Raw genomic sequence first — 15,235 nt, 5'->3', positions numbered from 1 at the left:
GCGCAGTCTCCGCACCTCATGCGAGGTGCCAGGGAGGAGTAGCTGTGGCGAAGAGAAGAGCACTATTCAGAGGTGTGCTGTCAGCGCAGGCCAGCGTGATGGCCGCGCTGCTCTTGCTGCTCGGACAGGGATGCGGGAGCGACGACAACAAGCCCGAGCCCCAGGAGCAGACCCCACCCGAAGAAGAGAACGAGAACCCTCCGCCCGAGGAGGAGGAGCCGGATCCTCCCAAGGAAGAGCCCGAGGAGCCCGAGGAGCCCGAGGAGCCCGAGACCCCGGAGGGGCCCACCGACTTCGTGTCGGCCGATGATCCGTTCACCGAGGGGTACCTCGGCGAGGAGGAAGAAGAAGAGGAAGAGGAGGAGGAGGAAGAGGAAGAGAGCCGCGAGCTCGAGGAAGGCGACATCTACCGCGTCCTCGGCGGCGGGCAGATCCTCAACCTCAACACCTTCCGCGGCCTGCAGGTCATCGACATCCAGGACCCGTCGGACCCGAAGTTCCTCGGCCAGATGCAGATCGCCGGCACCCCGGTCGAGATGTACGTCGTCGGCGACCGCGCGGTCGTGCTCCTGAACGACTGGGCCGGCTACCAGCTCAAGGCCGACGGCCTCACCGTGGAGCGGCGGACCGGCGGGACCGTGCTGTTCATCGACATCGCCGACCGCGCCGCGCCGAAGCTCTTGTCGCAATACCCGGTCACGGGCGCCATCATGACGAGCCGCCTCGCGCGCGGCGAGAGCGCGAGCTCGCTCTACATCGCCTCGAACGGCTCGGAGCTCGAGGAGATCAACCCCGGGCAGTTCCAGTGGGTCAACAAGACCCTCGTCCGGAGCTTCGACGTCGGCGCCGACGCGCTCGCCCCGCGCAGCGAGATCGAGCTCGGCGACACCGTGACCGCCATCCACGCGGAGGCGGACGTGCTCCTCGTGGCGCGCAACGGCGGCAGCTGGTCGCAGGATCCCAGCGAGATCTCGATCATCGACATCTCGAACCGCGACGGGTCGATGGTGCTGCGCGACAGCGTGAGCACGGCCAGCTACGTGCGCTCCCAGTTCCACATGGACTTCCGCGACAACATGCTTCGGGTCTTCTCCGGTCCGCAGTGGGCCGACGGGACGCCCAGCTACCTCGAGACGTGGAACGCGGCCGATCCCGACAACATCGTGCCGATCGACAGCGAGGAGTTCGGCGCCGAACAGTCGCTCTACGGCGCCATCTTCCTGGACGACAGGGCGTTCGCGGTCACCTACCGGCGCCAGGATCCCTTCCACGCCTTCTCCATCGATCCGAGCGGGAACGTCACCGAGGAGAGCGAGTTCATCGTGTCCGGGTGGAACAACTTCTTCCGCCCGGTCCTCGGCGCGACCCGCCTGATCGGGATCGGCGTGAACGACCAGAACGGCCGGCAGCTCGCGGCCAGCCTCTACGACATCACCGATCTGACGAGCCAGGATCCCCTGGTGGCGCGCGCCGAGATCGACGGCGGCGCCCAGGGCTGGAGCTGGTCCGAGGCCGACTGGGATCACCGCGCGTTCACCGTGCTCGACGACGCGGTGGACGCCGTGGCGGCGACCGGAGAGCCCGAGACGGGCCTCGTGCTGCTCCCGTTCTCCGCGAGCAGGGTCGTGGACAACACCCGGCGGCCGTTCTCCGGCGTGCAGATCTTCACCTTCTCGGACACCACGCTGACCCGCCGCGGCGTGATGGAGCACGGGACCCCCGCGCGCCGCACGTTCCGCGCCGAGGACATCGCCACCGCGAACGTCTCCGATGAGGAGCTCACCCTCTACGCGCAGGACAAGCTCGACACGCCCGAGAAGCTCGGACACCTCGATCTCGCCCCGGATTATGTGAAGGTCTTCGCGTTCGGCGAGCACCGCGTCCGCGTGAAGATGCCTTACGATCTCTACTGGACCCCCGCCGAGAACCGGAAGGTCAAGGCGGAGGTCGTGCCGAGCGCCGGGCTCACCCAGCTCGCGCAGCCGATCGCCACCTTCGATCTGCCGGCCGACGCAGAGCTCCATCAGGTGGGCGATCTGCTCGTGTCGCTGACCACCACCTTCGAGAACTGGGTGGGCAAGGTGACCCACCTCGAGGTGATCGACCTGTCCGACCCGACCGCGCCGCGGCGGGCGGGCACGCTCGACACGAGCGATCTCCCCGCCACGGGCGGCTACTACGGCGGGGGGAGCTCGTTCTCGACCGTGCACCCCGCGCGCGATGCCCTCGCCTTCCTGCGCGTCATCGGCCACTCCGAGGACCTCGGGGTCGGCTGGGCGTGCCGGACCAACTCGGTCGAGGATCCGGGCTGCTTCGGGCAGGAAGGCTGCACGTACATGGCCGGAGAGCGGACGTGCCGCAACATCGGCGGCGAGGAGTACTGCAACGGCGGGTTCGCCGAGTGCACGGACCACCCCGGCGCGGACACGAGCTGCACGCCGGTCGAGGTCGACCGGAACGACATCGTGGGGATCACGTCGACGTATTGTTATGAGTACGTCCCGCGCCGCAGCTGGGCACAGATCGAGATCCACGTGGTCGACCTCTCCGACCCGGACCACCCGACCGTGGCGCCGGCCGTCGCGCTGCCGGACGACAACGAGACCGTGAACGTCCTCAACGACGACGGGGAGCTCTACTTCAACATCAAGCGCTCGATCAGCGGCCGCGCGCCGGACGATCCGCGCCCGCGCACGCAGTACTTCCTCACGCACCTCGACCTGACCAACCCGTCGCAGCCGGCGCTCGATCCGGGGATCAACGTGCCCGGCGAGGTGCTCGCGATCCAGGGCGCGTCGATCTACGCGAGCGACAGGGTGTGGGGCCAGCAGTTCATCGAGACGGCGATCGCGCGGCTCGAGGTGCACGAGGGGCTCGCGTACCTGCAGGAGTACCAGAAGTTCCCGGACCGCCAGGTCAACGCGATCTCCATCGATGGCCGCGGGCTGCCCGTCCTGTCCCACAGCCTGATCTGGCGTCCGAGCAGCGGGTGGTACGCTGGCTGGGATCCCAACCAGAAGCTGACCACGCTCTCGCCGGCGGGTGAGGCGCCGCCGCCCGAGCCGGAGAACGAGAACGAGGACCCCGCGATCCCCGAGTTCGACGTGCTCTCCACCGTCCGACTCGCCTCGTGGGCGTCGCTGCGCCACACGGCCGACATGCGGGCGCTCTTCGAGGTGCCCGGCGGCGCCCTGGCGATCTCCCTCGAGGAGCCCGAGGCGCCGAAGGCACAGGCGTTCTTCCCGCTCTGGGGCTGGCCCGAGAGGTTCGTGACCAGCGGCGAGGAGGTCCTGTTCGCCGCCGGCCGCTTCGGGATTCACCAGCTCGATCGCGAGACCGTCAACCTCGTCCCCTACCTGGGCGAGTAGCCGGGCCGCTGGGCAAGCCGGCCGGGGCCGAGCGCACCGGGCCGGCTTGCCGCAATGGCACGCGGCGCGCAGCTTCGCGCGGCGCGGCCGCCTCATCCCTCTTTTCCCTCTTCGAACGCTACGCACCGCGCAGGCCGCGCGTGCGAGGCGGTGAGATCCGGTTTCGCGGAGCGCCCGACAACGCTATGGAGGAGCCCCATGGTCGAGCAAAGCACAGCGGAAAACGGGGAGGGGCAACCGGAGAGCCCGGAGCCCATCGAGGATCGCGCGACGGAAGCCGCCGGAGAGCCGGCGGAGGCGGGCGCTGAGGCCTCTTCCGGCGGCACGACGACGACCACGACGGCGGGCGCAGCGAGCGCGGAAGACGCCGTGGCAGCGCCGGCCGCCGCTGCGCCCGCCGCCGCTGCGCCGGCTCGATCGCGGCCGCCGCGGGTCATCGACATGCGCCGGCCGCGCACGCCAGCGCCCGCGCAGGAGCCGCCGCCGCGGCGCTCGGCGCGGCCAGCGGAGCGCGGACCTGCCGACCGTGGAGCGCGCGAGCGCGGGCCGGCGGAGCGCGCAGGACGCGACAGCGGCCCGGCCGAGCGCGGGGCGCGCGACGGCATCGCGGCCGAGCGCCGCTCGCCGGACAAGCCCAGGGGGGCGCGGGATGGGGCGACGCCGCGCGGCCGGACAGGCGCCGGGGGCGCTACCCAGACCCGCGCGCCCGCGGCCCATCCAGCGCCGGGCGCCGCCACGCGAGAGCAGCGCGCTGCCGCCGCCGCGGACCCCGCGCAGAGCGAGGCGGAGCGCAACGCCGCGCTCGCCGAGGCGAAGCGCGCGCCCGCCGCGGGAGAGGCCAACGCCTCCAGGGCGTCGCGGCAGCCGCAGCCCGCCGAGACGCGCGGCGTGGCGCCGGCGCCGGAGACGACGGCGACCCCCGAGCCGCGCCGGGACGCCGTGTGGGTGCCTCCGCCGAGCGCCGCATTCCCGCGGAAGAAGAAGCCCGCGCTCACCGCCAAGGAGGCAATGAAGGCCAGAGTCCAGGCGCGGGCCGAAAAGAAGGCAGCGAAGCAGGCACCGAGCCGCGCGGCCGAGCCCACCGCGGACCAGGGCGTGGAGGCCGGCCGTGAGGAGCCCGGAGCGCCTCCCGCTGCAGCAAAGCCCCGTGACGCCGCCGTGGCGAAGCCCCGCGATGCGGCGCCGAGGTCAGCACGCCGCGACCAGGCGGCGCCGGCGCCGGCGGCGAACGCGCCGACCGCGAAGCCGGGGCTGCTCAGGCGGTTGCTGAGCCTGTTCGGGCGCTCCGGCTAGTATCGGTTCACGAGGCGCTCGGTCGGCTGCTCGGGCTACCGGTGGCACCGGAGAGGTGAGCAAGCTCAGGCCGAACGTCGAGCCCGCCGCTCGCGTCGGCTCGCTGCCGGGGAACAGCGAATCATCCCCAAAGCGATCGATTCAGCATCACCGCGGCCGGATCCCCCCGCGAGCAGACGGCCCGCAAAAGCATCCACCTGGTTTGTAGGCACAATGTGCCTCGCCTCACTCGTTATCCAGATCTGGTGGACTCGCACACGCTCGCACCGTGCCGGAACCGATGAACCTGCGCGTCACCTCGGTGCTCGGCCCGGGTCGTTCACGCGAGGCGCGACATCGGCGAGGTGAGTCGCTAACATCGCTCCGGGGCATCACCGCTGTCGCGGAGCAGCGACGTCGTCTCGACGCACGCTTCGCGCGGACGAACCGAGGAGAGCTGCCGTGAAGCATCAGAAGGGTCTCTGGAAGCTCGCATGTGCGGCGTTCACCATGCTGTCGATGGCGTCGATCGCAGGCTGCGATCAGGGAGGTCGGGGCGAGGTCAGCAGCAAAGGCAACGGCAAAGAAGCCACGGCCAAGGTAATCAAGGTCGCGTTCGTGACGAACGGCTCCAGCGACTTCTGGAAGATCGCGTTCGCCGGCGTGCACAAGTACGAGCAAGAGGCCAAGATCCAAGTTGACCTCAAGGTGCCGCAGGTCAGCACGCCCACGGAGCAGAACCAGATCCTCGAGAGCCTCGCCAGCCAGGGCTACGACGCCGTCGGCGTGAGCGTCCTGGCGCCGGACGATCAGGTGACCGTGCTCAACAAGGTCGCGGAGAAGGTCAAGCTGATCACGTTCGACTCCGACGCCCCGAAATCGAACCGGCTGCTCTACATCGGCACGAACAACTACGAGGCCGGCAAGGTGCTCGGCAACGAGATCGTGAAGCTCTTGCCGAACGGCGGGAAGATGGCCGCCTTCGTCGGCATGTTCGCTGTCGACAACGCGGCCCAGCGCCTCAAGGGCATTCAGGACGTGGTCACACCCCACAACATCCAGCTCGTCGACAAGCGCGAGGACAACACCGATCTCGCCAAGGCGCGCACGAACGTGGAGGACATCATCAACGCCCACCCGGACCTCGACGTCGCGACCGGCCTCTGGTCGTACAATGGGCCGGCCATCGTCGCCGCCGTCGAGGCGCTCGGGAAGAAGGGCAAGGTCAAGCCGGCCGTGTTCGACGAGGAGGACGCGACGCTCGCCGGCATCGAGAACGGCACTGTCGCCTGCACCGTCGTGCAGAAGCCGTTCCAGTTCGGTTATCTGGGGAGCAAGTGGCTCCACCGCCTCGCGACCGAGGGCGACGCGGCCATCGCCGCCATCCCCCCGAGCAAGGTGATCGACACCGGGGTCGACGTGATCAACAAGGAGAACGTCGCGCAGTTCAGGGCCACGCTCGCCAAGATGAAGAAGTAGCCCGGTCCCCCGGCGGTCCGACTCCTCGCCGCCCCGTATCGGCTCGGCTCAGAAGGGCTGAGGGTGCGGTGAGCGGCGATAGACGATCTGGCCGCCGGTCTTCGACAGCGCGTAAGCGAACCCGAGCTCCAGGGTCGAGCGGGTGATGACGCTCCCGAGGTCCACCCCCTGCTCCACCATCAGCCGCGCCGCCGCCGGCGTGACGCCGACGAGCACGACCTCGGCGCCGAGCAGCCGCGCCGCCCGCGCCGCCCGCAGGAGGTGCTCCACCGACGCGGCGTCGACGACCGCCATCCCCGTGACGTCGACCAGCACCACGCGCGCGTGGTGCTCGGTGATGTCCTGCAGCATCGACTCGATGAAGCGGCCCGACCGCTGCGCGTCCATCGTCCCGACGATCGGCATCACGAGGATGTTCCGCGCGATGGGCACGACCGGGCTCGAGAGCTCGCGGATCGTGTCGAGCAGCGACTCCTGGTGCCGGTTCGCGCGCTCGAGCTCATGGGTCCGCTCGGTGATCCGGTGGACGAGCCGCGCGTTCTCGATCGCCACGGCCATCGTGTCGACGATGCGCTCGATCATCGTGAGATCGTCGAGCGAGCACGCCGCCCGGCGCCCGCTCTCCAGGACCAGGGCGCCGAAGGCGGACCCGCCGGCGAGCAGCGGGACGCCGACCAGGGTATGCGCCCCCTTCCCGCGCGCCTCGACGACATCGGGCGCGTCGTGGAGCTCGCTCGAGTGCGTGTCGACGATGATCGGCCGGGCGGTGCTCAGCACCCGCCCGACCATCGACCTCGCGTCGAGGGGGGCTCGCTCCTCGCGGTACCCCTCGTTCCCCGCGTCCACCGTGACGAGGAGGAGCTCCTTCGCGCGGCTCTCGTAGGGGAGCTGCTCCCTCCGCTTCGCCGCCTTGCGGTTCGCGTCCAGAGGCAGGTAGTCGGAGAGGGGGAGCGACCAGGGCGTGCGCTCGATGGTCACGACGTCGATGCCGGTGTCGATGAAGCGCAGCGCGGACCCTCCCCCGGAGCCGGCGCGCGCGGGCAGCCCGGCCAGGGCCGCCTCGACGCCCTTCGATATTATGTCGTGGAGCACCCGCACCGCGCGGTAGCCCATCTCGTGCTCGCGCTGGACCAGGACGGCGTGGATGGTCCCTTCCCGGAGCATCTCGAGCGTGTCCGTGAGCAGATCGAAGGCGACGATCTTGAGCTCCCCCGCCCGCCCCAGCGCCCTCGCGGCCGCGCCCCACGACAGGCCGTTCTCGGCGCAGACGCCGAAGGCGCCGGCGATTCCTCCGGTCTGCACGGCTTCCCGGGCGATCCGCATCCCGAGCTCGATGTCGAACCGGTCCTCTGCCGGCGGCTGCAGGTCGAAGGGCGCGCGCGTGCCCGAAACCGCCGCACGGAACGCCTCGATGCGCTCGCGGCTGTTCATGGCGCTGAGCCAGAACGTCAGCGCGCCGATCTTGCCTCCGCCCGGGAGCAGCCGGGCCATCATCTCCGCGGCGAGCCGCCCTGCCGCCACGTTGTCGGTGCCGATATAGGCCTGAGCGCAGCTGCCCTCGGCGGGCGGCGTGTCGATCGTGACCACCGGGACCCCGGCCTGCGCCGCCCGGCGGATCGCCGGCTCGAGGACCTCCGGGGTGATCGGCGCCACGGCGATACCGTGCACGCCCCGGTCGATGGCGTCCTCGAGGATCCCGCGCTGCTCGACGGCGCTGTGGGCGGGGGCGTTGCGGACGTCTACGTGGATGCCGACGCTGCGCCCAGCGATGAGGGCGCCGTCACGCACGTTGTTCCAGAACGCCAGCGGCGATCGGTGGGGGACGTGGTAGACGCGGATCTCGCGGGCCGCGGCGTCGCCGCGCGCGCCCCCGGAGGGAGCGTCGCTCAGCAGGACGAGGTGCACGGAGCGCCATTGCGGCCCGAGCTGCACGCTCTTGATGCCTTTCGAGATCATCTCGACGAGCTCGTGCGTGCTGGTCCGCGCGGCCACCGCGTTCAGCACCCCCTCGAGCACGCGCACCTCCTGGGCCGACCGCGCCTTGTCGTTGTAGAGCTCTCGCCGCTCCAGCGCCGCGCCGGCGCTCGCGGCCAGCGCGCGGAGCCGCGCCCAGCCCTCGCCGGAAGGCGCCTGCCCGCCCGGCTGCTCGACGGCGAGCACGCCGATCGTCTGTCCCTGCACGTGCACCGGGGTGAGGACCACGACCGCGCCCGCGGGCACGAGGTGCAGCGCCGACGCGCCCGGCAGGAGCTCGCGGTACCAGTCGGCGGCCGCGATGACCCGAGGGCTGTCCGCGGAATCAGGCGTCGAGAGCGTCGAGAGCGTCGAGAGCGTCGAGAGCGTCGAGAGCGTCGAGAGCGTCGAGAGCGTCGAGAGCGTCGAGAGCGTCGAGAGCGTCGAGAGCGTCGCGATCACGGTGGCCGGCACCGCGCCGCCGGCGACCTCCTGCGGGCTCGCCAGCACGCCAGCGAGGCCGACAGAGGCCTTGTAGACCAGCTGCTCCCCGTCCCGGGCCAGGAGGCTCGCTCGCTGCGCGGAGGGCACGGCGCCCACGGCGTCCGTCACGATGCGATGCAGCGTTGCATGAAGATCGAGACCGGTGACCATGCGCCTCACGTCCCCGCAACACCCCCACGACGGCGCGGACGTACACCAGTGGGCGTGATCGAACGGCACCTTGTCAAGGGATGACCGAGCCGCCTCGGACGCCGCTCGTCCGCGCGTGGGCTCGCTAACGGAGCGTTGCCGCCCGACTTACACCTCCACGCCCTCCAGTCGCCAGGCTCCTGCGAGGCCGTCGCGCCAACCTTCTTCGATGACCTCGGCATGCCCCACGATGAGACGCTGGGCCGGTCGCTCCAGCATGGCGCGGATGGAGCGCGCGGCCGCGGTCTTATCCGGGATCTTCTTTCTGGCGTCGGGAGGAACGCGCACCCGCTCGTAGAAGCCAGTGAGGCGCGCGGCATAACGCAAAGTCCAGTGGTCCTTGGCGCAGGCGCAAAGGACGATGTCTGCGCCCAGCAGGGTTTGCGTCGGCCGATGGTAGAGCACTGTCTCGTCCCAGAACGGCACGCCCCGAAGCGGCAAGGCCTCGAGCTCGGGGACCTGCTCGCCGAACTGGGCGTCGTGGATATCCATGTGGAGTCTCAGCGCCTTGTTCCTGCTCCGCGCCGACGCCGGTCCCACGACGCGCGCCTCGGGGAAATAGGCCGCCGCCGCGGGTGTCCCGAGATGATGCCAGCAGTTGGGTACCAAGAGCCAGCGCACGGGGCCCAGGGCGCGTAGCTGCTCTGCCAGCGCATCGGTGGGAGGGGCCGGGGTGTGCAGGAGCAAACTGCCGTCCTCGAGGCGTACGACCGTTGTGCGGGCGCGCATCCGTACCCCGCTGAACCACACGGGGCGGTCCAGGGTCCAGATCGTGTCATCGACGACGGCGGTGAGAGCGCTGTCAGGCATGCGGGCGACATCCTCCAAGCGGCCAAGGCGTTCGAGGGGCAAGGGCCGTTCGTCCTCACCCGGCGGCGCCGGCTGGCCGATTCTTCCTTCTCTTCTTCTTCTCGCCCTCGCGCGCCCGGTCCGCCGCCCGCAGCGCGCTGAGCTCGCGCCGGAAATCCGCGGCCGCCGCGTGGTGCTCGTCAGCCGACCGAACGACGCCGGCGATGGCGCCGCCGCAGCGCGGGCACTCGCTCCGATCGGACGTCAGCGCCGTGCGGCAGCCCGGCTCGGAGCAGAGATCGTACTGCCACCAGTGACCGACGGCCCAGCCGACAAAGGGCGCCCCGAGGAGCACGGCGAAGGCGAGCTCCCCACCGGCGCCGCGCGGCAGGGCGGCCGCGACCAGGATCGCCCCGCAGAAGCCCGCGAGCAGGCCGAGGAACAGGCCCATGCCCGAGTGCGCGCGCCGCAGGCGGAAGACCGGCCGCGGATCGCCCTCCTCGAGCTTCGTCATCGCGGCGGGCCCTTCCTTCGGATCGTCCCAGACATGACCGCACTTGTGGCAGTGCCAGCGCCTCGGCAGGAACAGCATGAGCGGCGCGGCGAGGATCGAGAGCGCCGTGGCGGCGCTCGAGCCCTCGAGGCGCAGGCGCTCGTGGAAGCAGTAGGGGAGCTCGCAGCGCGGGCAGCGGACCCCGGCGGCCTCCTCGTCGTCGTTGCTGGCCGACTCCCCGGGGTGGACCTCGAGGAGCCTCTCCACGCGCTGGAGATCGCCCTCGCGCACCTGCAGCTGCGTGCCGCCGGCGGCGCCGCTCAGCATCGGGTTGTAGCTCGCCGCCTCGAACACGTGGGACTCGATGCCGTTGGCCGAGAGCAGCGTGCTGTCCATCTGGGCCGCGACCGGATCGAGGTAGCGGCGGACCGTGATCAGCTTCCCCGTGCCCGAAGCAGCATCCAGCTTGTCGCGGTACGGCAAGACGTCGCCTCCCCCTGGGTCGGGACAGTGTCGCCCGGCTATGGGGCCAGGAAACCCAAACGCGCTCCGAAAGTCAATCTCCCCGACGAGGGCCCGGCGCAGCTGCGCGAGCGCGTGACGCCCAGGGGCGGCACCACCGCCGCGACGATCGAGACGCTCGGCCGCCACGCAATGCAGGCCGCCTTCGTCGAGCCCATCGGCGTCGCCCGCTGTAATGCGACGGAGACCCGCGCGTCTTCCCGCGGCACCTGAAAGGAGCTTCTCATGAAGGTCACGCACGCAATCTTCTCGATCGCGCTCGGCATCACCTCGGTCGCCTCCGCGCTCGGCTGCTCTCAGCCCGCGAGCGCCGAGCCACAGAAGGGCCCTCGCGTGGTCGAGATCATGGTCCACGGCGCCTTCGTGCCCGACAAGATCGCCGCGATCGAGGGGGAGCGGCTGCAGCTCCGGCTCGTCCGACACGACAGCGGCGGCTGCACCAAGGAGGTCGTCTTCCCGAGCCTCGGTATCCGCAAGGAGCTGCCGACCGGACAGCCGGTGACCATCGACCTCCCCGAGCTGAAGGCAGGGGAGCTCCAATTCCAGTGCGGCATGGGGATGATCAAGGGCACGATCGCCGTCGCGCCGAGGAAGTGAGCAGCAGAGGGAAGCGATCTCTGGCTCACCGCGAGCGAGCCCTCAGGCCGGCGGGTCGGTCGACAGGTGGGACACGGTACCTCCACGTAGGCGGCGCTCCGGAGAGGGGCGCGCCGCACCTCGATCACGTCGTCACGGCGCGCAGCGTCGCCTGGCACACCACCGCCTGACATGCCATCGACTCCGGATGCAACTCCTACGATCGATTGTCTTATGCTCAGGTGACCGACGGCGCGCCGATTGCGATGTCCTTGGAATGTACCGGCGCTTGTCCCTCGGTCTGGGCTTGCTCACTTCTCTCCTGCTCGCGGCGGGCTGCAGCGGCGCGGGGAACGACGGCGGATTGGGCGGCGGGGGCCCGGGCGGCGGGGGCCCGGTCGCGGGCAGCGGCGGCGGCTCCAGCAGCTCGGTCGCTGGCAGCGGCGGCGGCTCGGCCGCGAGCAGCGGCGCCGGCGGCGAATCGCCGGACCGTTGCACGCTGCCGCAGGAGACCGGCCCCTGCGACGCGGCGATCCCGAGCTACTGGCACGACCCCAGCACCGGCGAGTGTGTTCCGTTCACCTATGGTGGTTGCGAGGGCAACGCGAACCGCTTCGAGTCGCTCGCGGCGTGCCTGGAGACCTGTCAGGGCACCACCACGGACATGGATGCATGCTCGGCGCCGGGCGATTGCGTCCTCGCGCCGCCGCGCTGCTGCGCCTCCTGCGACCCGGTCGACGCCAGCGCGTTCGTCGCCCTCCACCGCGACGCGGTGTCGGATTTCTGGAATGCCAGCGGGTGCGGGGACACGCAGTGCGAGCGATGCCCGGAGGTCGGCGAGGCCGAGAGCACCTCCCAGTACTTCGCCGCCACATGCGATGGCGGGCGCTGCGTCGTCGTCGACGTGCGCGAATCCCCGCTGACGGAATGCACGAAAGACGCGGACTGCGCCCTGCGCGACGGCGTCGGGTGCTGCGAGTCGTGCGACGGGAAAGGCATCGTCGCGCTCAACCAGAGCGGGGATCTCGGCGCCCTCGTTTGCCCCGAAGAGATCGTCGCGTGCCCTCCCTGCGCGCCCGTGTATCCGGAGGGAATGACGGCGGTGTGCTCGGAGGGCAGGTGTACGCCGCGGCTCTCCGAGACGCCCTGATCGGCCGGTATTCGTTCATCTCCTTCGCGCCCCGTGCTCACCGCCAGCGGCGTGCCGCAACGGGACCGCGCCGATGTGGACCAGCAGGCTCCGGCGTTGAGCCCGCCGGCGCGTGTCAGCGCCCGGCCAGGGAGGAGGCAGGCGCGCAGCTCCTCGGCGCACGCGGGGTGGCGTCCTGGGTCAGGTCGTCGATCAGGGCGCCCCCCACGCCGCTCCGTCCGGCGAGCGCCTGCTGCTGGCCTCCGCGCACGACCTGTGAGGTTCCACTGCTTTTGGTATACAGGTCAGGAGAGAGCAAGGGGCACGGATGAACTGTGAATCGGATCACAAGGATGTCATTGCAGAGAACGAGCGCCTGAGGCAGCGCATCCGGGAGCTGGAGGAGGCGGACAAAGAGCGGGATCACCTCCGCGCTGCGCTGGGCCGGAGCGAGGAGCATGTGCGCCTCTTCGTCACCTACACACCGGCCGCGTTTGCCATGTTCGATCGGGATATGCGTTACATCCTGGTCAGTCACCGCCACCTGGCGGATTTCGGCTTGCGCGAAGAAGATGTCCTCGGTCGGAGCCATTACGAGATCTTCCCCGACATGCCCGAGCACTGGAAAGCGATCCACCAGCGCTGCCTCGCAGGGGCCTCGGAAGGGAATGACGAGGAGCCCTTCCCGCGGGCCGACGGGCACGTCGAATGGGGGAGCTGGAGGATCTTCCCGTGGCACACGACGACCGGCGAGATCGGCGGGATCGTGCTGTTCTCGGAGGTGATCACCAAGCGAAAGCAGCTCGAGGACAAGCTCCGGATGCAGGCGAAGACGCTCCTGGAGCTGTCGGCGCCCATCGTGCCCATCCGCCAGGGCGTCCTCGTGCTGCCGCTGGTGGGCGCGCTGGACGCGGCGCGGGCGCAGCAGATGATGGAGAACCTGCTGGGCAAGGTGGTCGAGCGGCAGGCGCGGGTGGCGATCATCGACGTCACGGGCGTGCCGGACATCGACACAGGCTCGGCGAGCGCCCTCCTGCAGGTGGCGCGGGCGGTCCGGCTGCTCGGGGCGCAGGTCGTCCTGACAGGCATCCGGCCCGAGGTGTCCCAGGCGATCGTCCGCCTCGACATCGATCTCGCAGGCATCGTGACCCGCCGCGATCTGCAGAGCGGGATCGCGTTCGCCACCGCGACGAGCCCGGGAGCCTCGTCGCCGTCCCCGCCATGACGCCCCCTGCTAGCCTCGACCCGATGTCGCACGGCTCCTCGACATGAACGGCAACGGCTGGGACGGCGCAGACCGCGCCCTCCAGTTCGGCCTCCGGCGACGTCCCCCTCACCGGCGTGTGGTGATCGCTGGGAGGGCGCGCGCGTAGCCGCGCCACGGCCCGGTAGTGGTCACATTGGCCCGGAGAGAGCTCACATGAAGGCGAGAAAGCAGGAAGATCATTGTTCTTTTCTTCCCGCCTTCTCGCCTTCTCGCCTTCATGTTCAAATTCGACCACTCCCCTCGGCAACGGTCGCCCCCGAGGCGAAAGTCGTCGGTGAACGCTCAGCGGGGAGCCGTGGCGCTTGGTGCCAGGGCGCTGGCGCGGCGCTCGGCGGCCGGTTCTGAACTTCGACATCGAGCTGCCCGAGCCGGGCGTGATCACCTCGCTTTGCGCGAATGAGGAAGCGAGCGACGCTGAGGTTGCGCTGTGGCATCGCCAATTTGCGACAAATGGTCCGCGTGGTTCCTCCCTGTCTTCCCGGCGGAGCCCTTTTGCCCTCTCGATCCGCGCTCGGACCCCCTCCGCGCTCGCGCGGTCACTTGCGGCCAGGGAGCCATCGCTCAATTTGCTAAGCGTCGATGAGGCGCGCTCGTCGCTGAAATGCGGCATTTATCGACGTTTCCCATCGCGCACACCGATGAGCGACAAACGCCGTGCGCAGGAGATTTGACCATGAACAATCGATGGATCATCTCAATTGTGGCGCTTCTCTCCTCGATAGGGATGGGCGCCGCGGGCCGCGCAGCACACATGGAGGAGCCGGCGGCGAACAACCTGGCATCCGCCCAAGCTCCGGCGAACGGCGCATCGGCGGACACCCCGAGCGTTGATTCGCCGTTCGAAGCGCCAGACCAGTCGTGCAAGCTGGACAACTGTCTCCGCCCTCATGACCCCTGCACGTGCAGCAATACCGGGTGGGCTGGATATTGCGGAACCGGTCCGCACCACCCTGGGTGCCTCTACTGCCGCTGCGATTGACAGGGGCCGCCGAAATGGGGGCGCTCCGGTGCGCGCAGCGCTGTTCGAGGCAGCCGCGCAGGGTGGCGTGCGCGGCTCCGTGATCGCCGGGGCGCGGGCGGTGTCGTGTTAAGATGCCCTCGTGCCGAAGGAAAAGGCCAGGCCTGGCGAGACCCTCATCGCGCGCAACAAGCGCGCAGGCTTCAATTACGACCTCGGCGACCGCTTCGAGGCGGGGATCGTCCTGAAAGGGAGCGAGGTGAAGATGCTTCGCGCCGGCAAGGCCGACTTGACCGACTCGTTCTGCACGGTCCTCCGGGGCGAGGTGTTCTTGCACGGCGTGAGCATCGCCGCGATGGCCAGCGCCGCCTTCGGCCACGTGCCGAAGGGCGCGCGCAAGCTCCTCCTCCACCGGCGCGAGATCGAGCGCATCGACCTGTCGATCGCCCGCGAGGGGATGACCGCCGTCGCCACCCGGCTCTACTTCAAGAGCGGTCTGGCCAAGGTCGAGATCGCGCTGGCGAGGGGGAAGAAGAGCCACGACAAGCGCGAGACCATCAAGGAGCAAGACGCCGAGCGCGAGATGCGCGCCGTGGAGGTGCACGGGCAGCGGTGGTACGGACGCGCGTGACGCTCCGGCGAGCTCGCAGAGGACCCAGCTCAGGCGTCGATCGCAGCCGGCGCCCCCTGACGAGGCGGCTCGCCTCGCTGGACGTCTCTGAACGTTTTCGCGACG

General features: G+C 70.1%; 11 protein-coding genes. 8 read left to right on the top strand and 3 right to left on the bottom strand.

Annotated elements, in window-relative coordinates; translation table 11 throughout:
- The first annotated feature begins 74 nt into the window (after nt 1-74).
- The 3 genes from WMF12_RS12015 to WMF12_RS12005 all read left to right on the top strand — a co-directional run bounded on the left by WMF12_RS12015 (nt 75) and on the right by WMF12_RS12005 (nt 6,119).
- Nucleotides 75-3,368, top strand: coding sequence for a beta-propeller domain-containing protein (locus WMF12_RS12015; protein WP_437870875.1), 3,294 nt, complete (start codon nt 75-77; stop codon nt 3,366-3,368).
- Nucleotides 3,369-3,566: 198 nt separating this feature from the next.
- Nucleotides 3,567-4,661 (top strand): hypothetical protein, encoded by a 1,095-nt coding sequence (locus WMF12_RS12010; RefSeq protein WP_437870869.1) that lies wholly within the window; start codon nt 3,567-3,569, stop codon nt 4,659-4,661.
- A 441-nt stretch (nt 4,662-5,102) separates the two neighbouring features.
- Nucleotides 5,103-6,119 carry a sugar-binding protein gene (locus WMF12_RS12005; RefSeq protein ID WP_437870865.1) on the top strand — a complete coding sequence of 339 codons (1,017 nt, stop codon included), beginning with the start codon at nt 5,103-5,105 and terminating at the stop codon, nt 6,117-6,119.
- Between the two features lie 48 nt (nt 6,120-6,167).
- Here WMF12_RS12005 and WMF12_RS12000 read toward each other — a convergent pair whose 3' ends face one another.
- From WMF12_RS12000 to WMF12_RS11990, 3 genes are all read right to left on the bottom strand, one after another.
- Complete coding sequence (locus WMF12_RS12000; RefSeq protein ID WP_437870860.1) at nt 6,168-8,726, bottom strand: substrate-binding domain-containing protein; 2,559 nt, start codon at nt 8,724-8,726, stop codon at nt 6,168-6,170.
- Between the two features lie 147 nt (nt 8,727-8,873).
- Nucleotides 8,874-9,575 (bottom strand): DUF4336 domain-containing protein, encoded by a 702-nt coding sequence (locus tag WMF12_RS11995; protein ID WP_437870855.1) that lies wholly within the window; start codon nt 9,573-9,575, stop codon nt 8,874-8,876.
- 55 nt (nt 9,576-9,630) lie between these two features.
- On the bottom strand, nt 9,631-10,530 hold the full coding sequence (locus WMF12_RS11990) for a hypothetical protein (RefSeq protein ID WP_437870850.1): 900 nt from the start codon (nt 10,528-10,530) through the stop codon (nt 9,631-9,633).
- A gap of 27 nt (nt 10,531-10,557) precedes the next feature.
- Between WMF12_RS11990 and WMF12_RS11985 the strand changes: the two genes are divergently transcribed.
- The 5 genes from WMF12_RS11985 to smpB all read left to right on the top strand — a co-directional run bounded on the left by WMF12_RS11985 (nt 10,558) and on the right by smpB (nt 15,130).
- Entirely contained in the window at nt 10,558-10,782 is a 225-nt protein-coding gene (locus WMF12_RS11985; RefSeq protein WP_437870846.1) for a pyrroline-5-carboxylate reductase dimerization domain-containing protein, read from the top strand.
- Nucleotides 10,783-10,794: 12 nt separating this feature from the next.
- On the top strand, nt 10,795-11,166 hold the full coding sequence (locus tag WMF12_RS11980; protein WP_437870839.1) for a cupredoxin domain-containing protein: 372 nt from the start codon (nt 10,795-10,797) through the stop codon (nt 11,164-11,166).
- A gap of 286 nt (nt 11,167-11,452) precedes the next feature.
- Nucleotides 11,453-12,295, top strand: a complete 843-nt coding sequence (locus WMF12_RS11975; protein ID WP_437870833.1) for a BPTI/Kunitz domain-containing protein — start codon at nt 11,453-11,455, stop codon at nt 12,293-12,295.
- Nucleotides 12,296-12,602: 307 nt separating this feature from the next.
- The gene (locus WMF12_RS11970) at nt 12,603-13,499 is read left to right on the top strand and encodes an STAS domain-containing protein (RefSeq protein ID WP_437870831.1); all 897 of its coding nucleotides are present in this window, start codon (nt 12,603-12,605) and stop codon (nt 13,497-13,499) included.
- 1,142 nt (nt 13,500-14,641) lie between these two features.
- Nucleotides 14,642-15,130, top strand: coding sequence for an SsrA-binding protein SmpB (gene smpB / locus WMF12_RS11965; RefSeq protein ID WP_437870829.1), 489 nt, complete (start codon nt 14,642-14,644; stop codon nt 15,128-15,130).
- The last annotated feature ends 105 nt before the right edge of the window (nt 15,131-15,235 follow it).

Origin of the sequence: Sorangium sp. So ce363 (genome assembly GCF_051520435.1) — a bacterium.
GTDB classification, from domain to species: domain Bacteria; phylum Myxococcota_A; class Polyangia; order Polyangiales; family Polyangiaceae; genus Sorangium; species Sorangium cellulosum_B.
Note: the sequence above shows the minus strand (reverse complement) of the source record. Positions and strands in the feature narration are given on the sequence as shown.

Excerpts from the sequence above, each read along its gene's own strand:
- WMF12_RS12010 (WP_437870869.1), top strand. The coding sequence starts at position 3,567 with ATGGTCGAGCAAAGCACAGCGGAAAACGGGGAGGGGCAACCGGAGAGC.
- WMF12_RS12000 (WP_437870860.1), bottom strand. The coding sequence starts at position 8,726 with ATGGTCACCGGTCTCGATCTTCATGCAACGCTGCATCGCATCGTGACG.
- WMF12_RS11995 (WP_437870855.1), bottom strand. The coding sequence starts at position 9,575 with ATGCCTGACAGCGCTCTCACCGCCGTCGTCGATGACACGATCTGGACC.
- WMF12_RS11980 (WP_437870839.1), top strand. The coding sequence starts at position 10,795 with ATGAAGGTCACGCACGCAATCTTCTCGATCGCGCTCGGCATCACCTCG.
- WMF12_RS11970 (WP_437870831.1), top strand. The coding sequence starts at position 12,603 with ATGAACTGTGAATCGGATCACAAGGATGTCATTGCAGAGAACGAGCGC.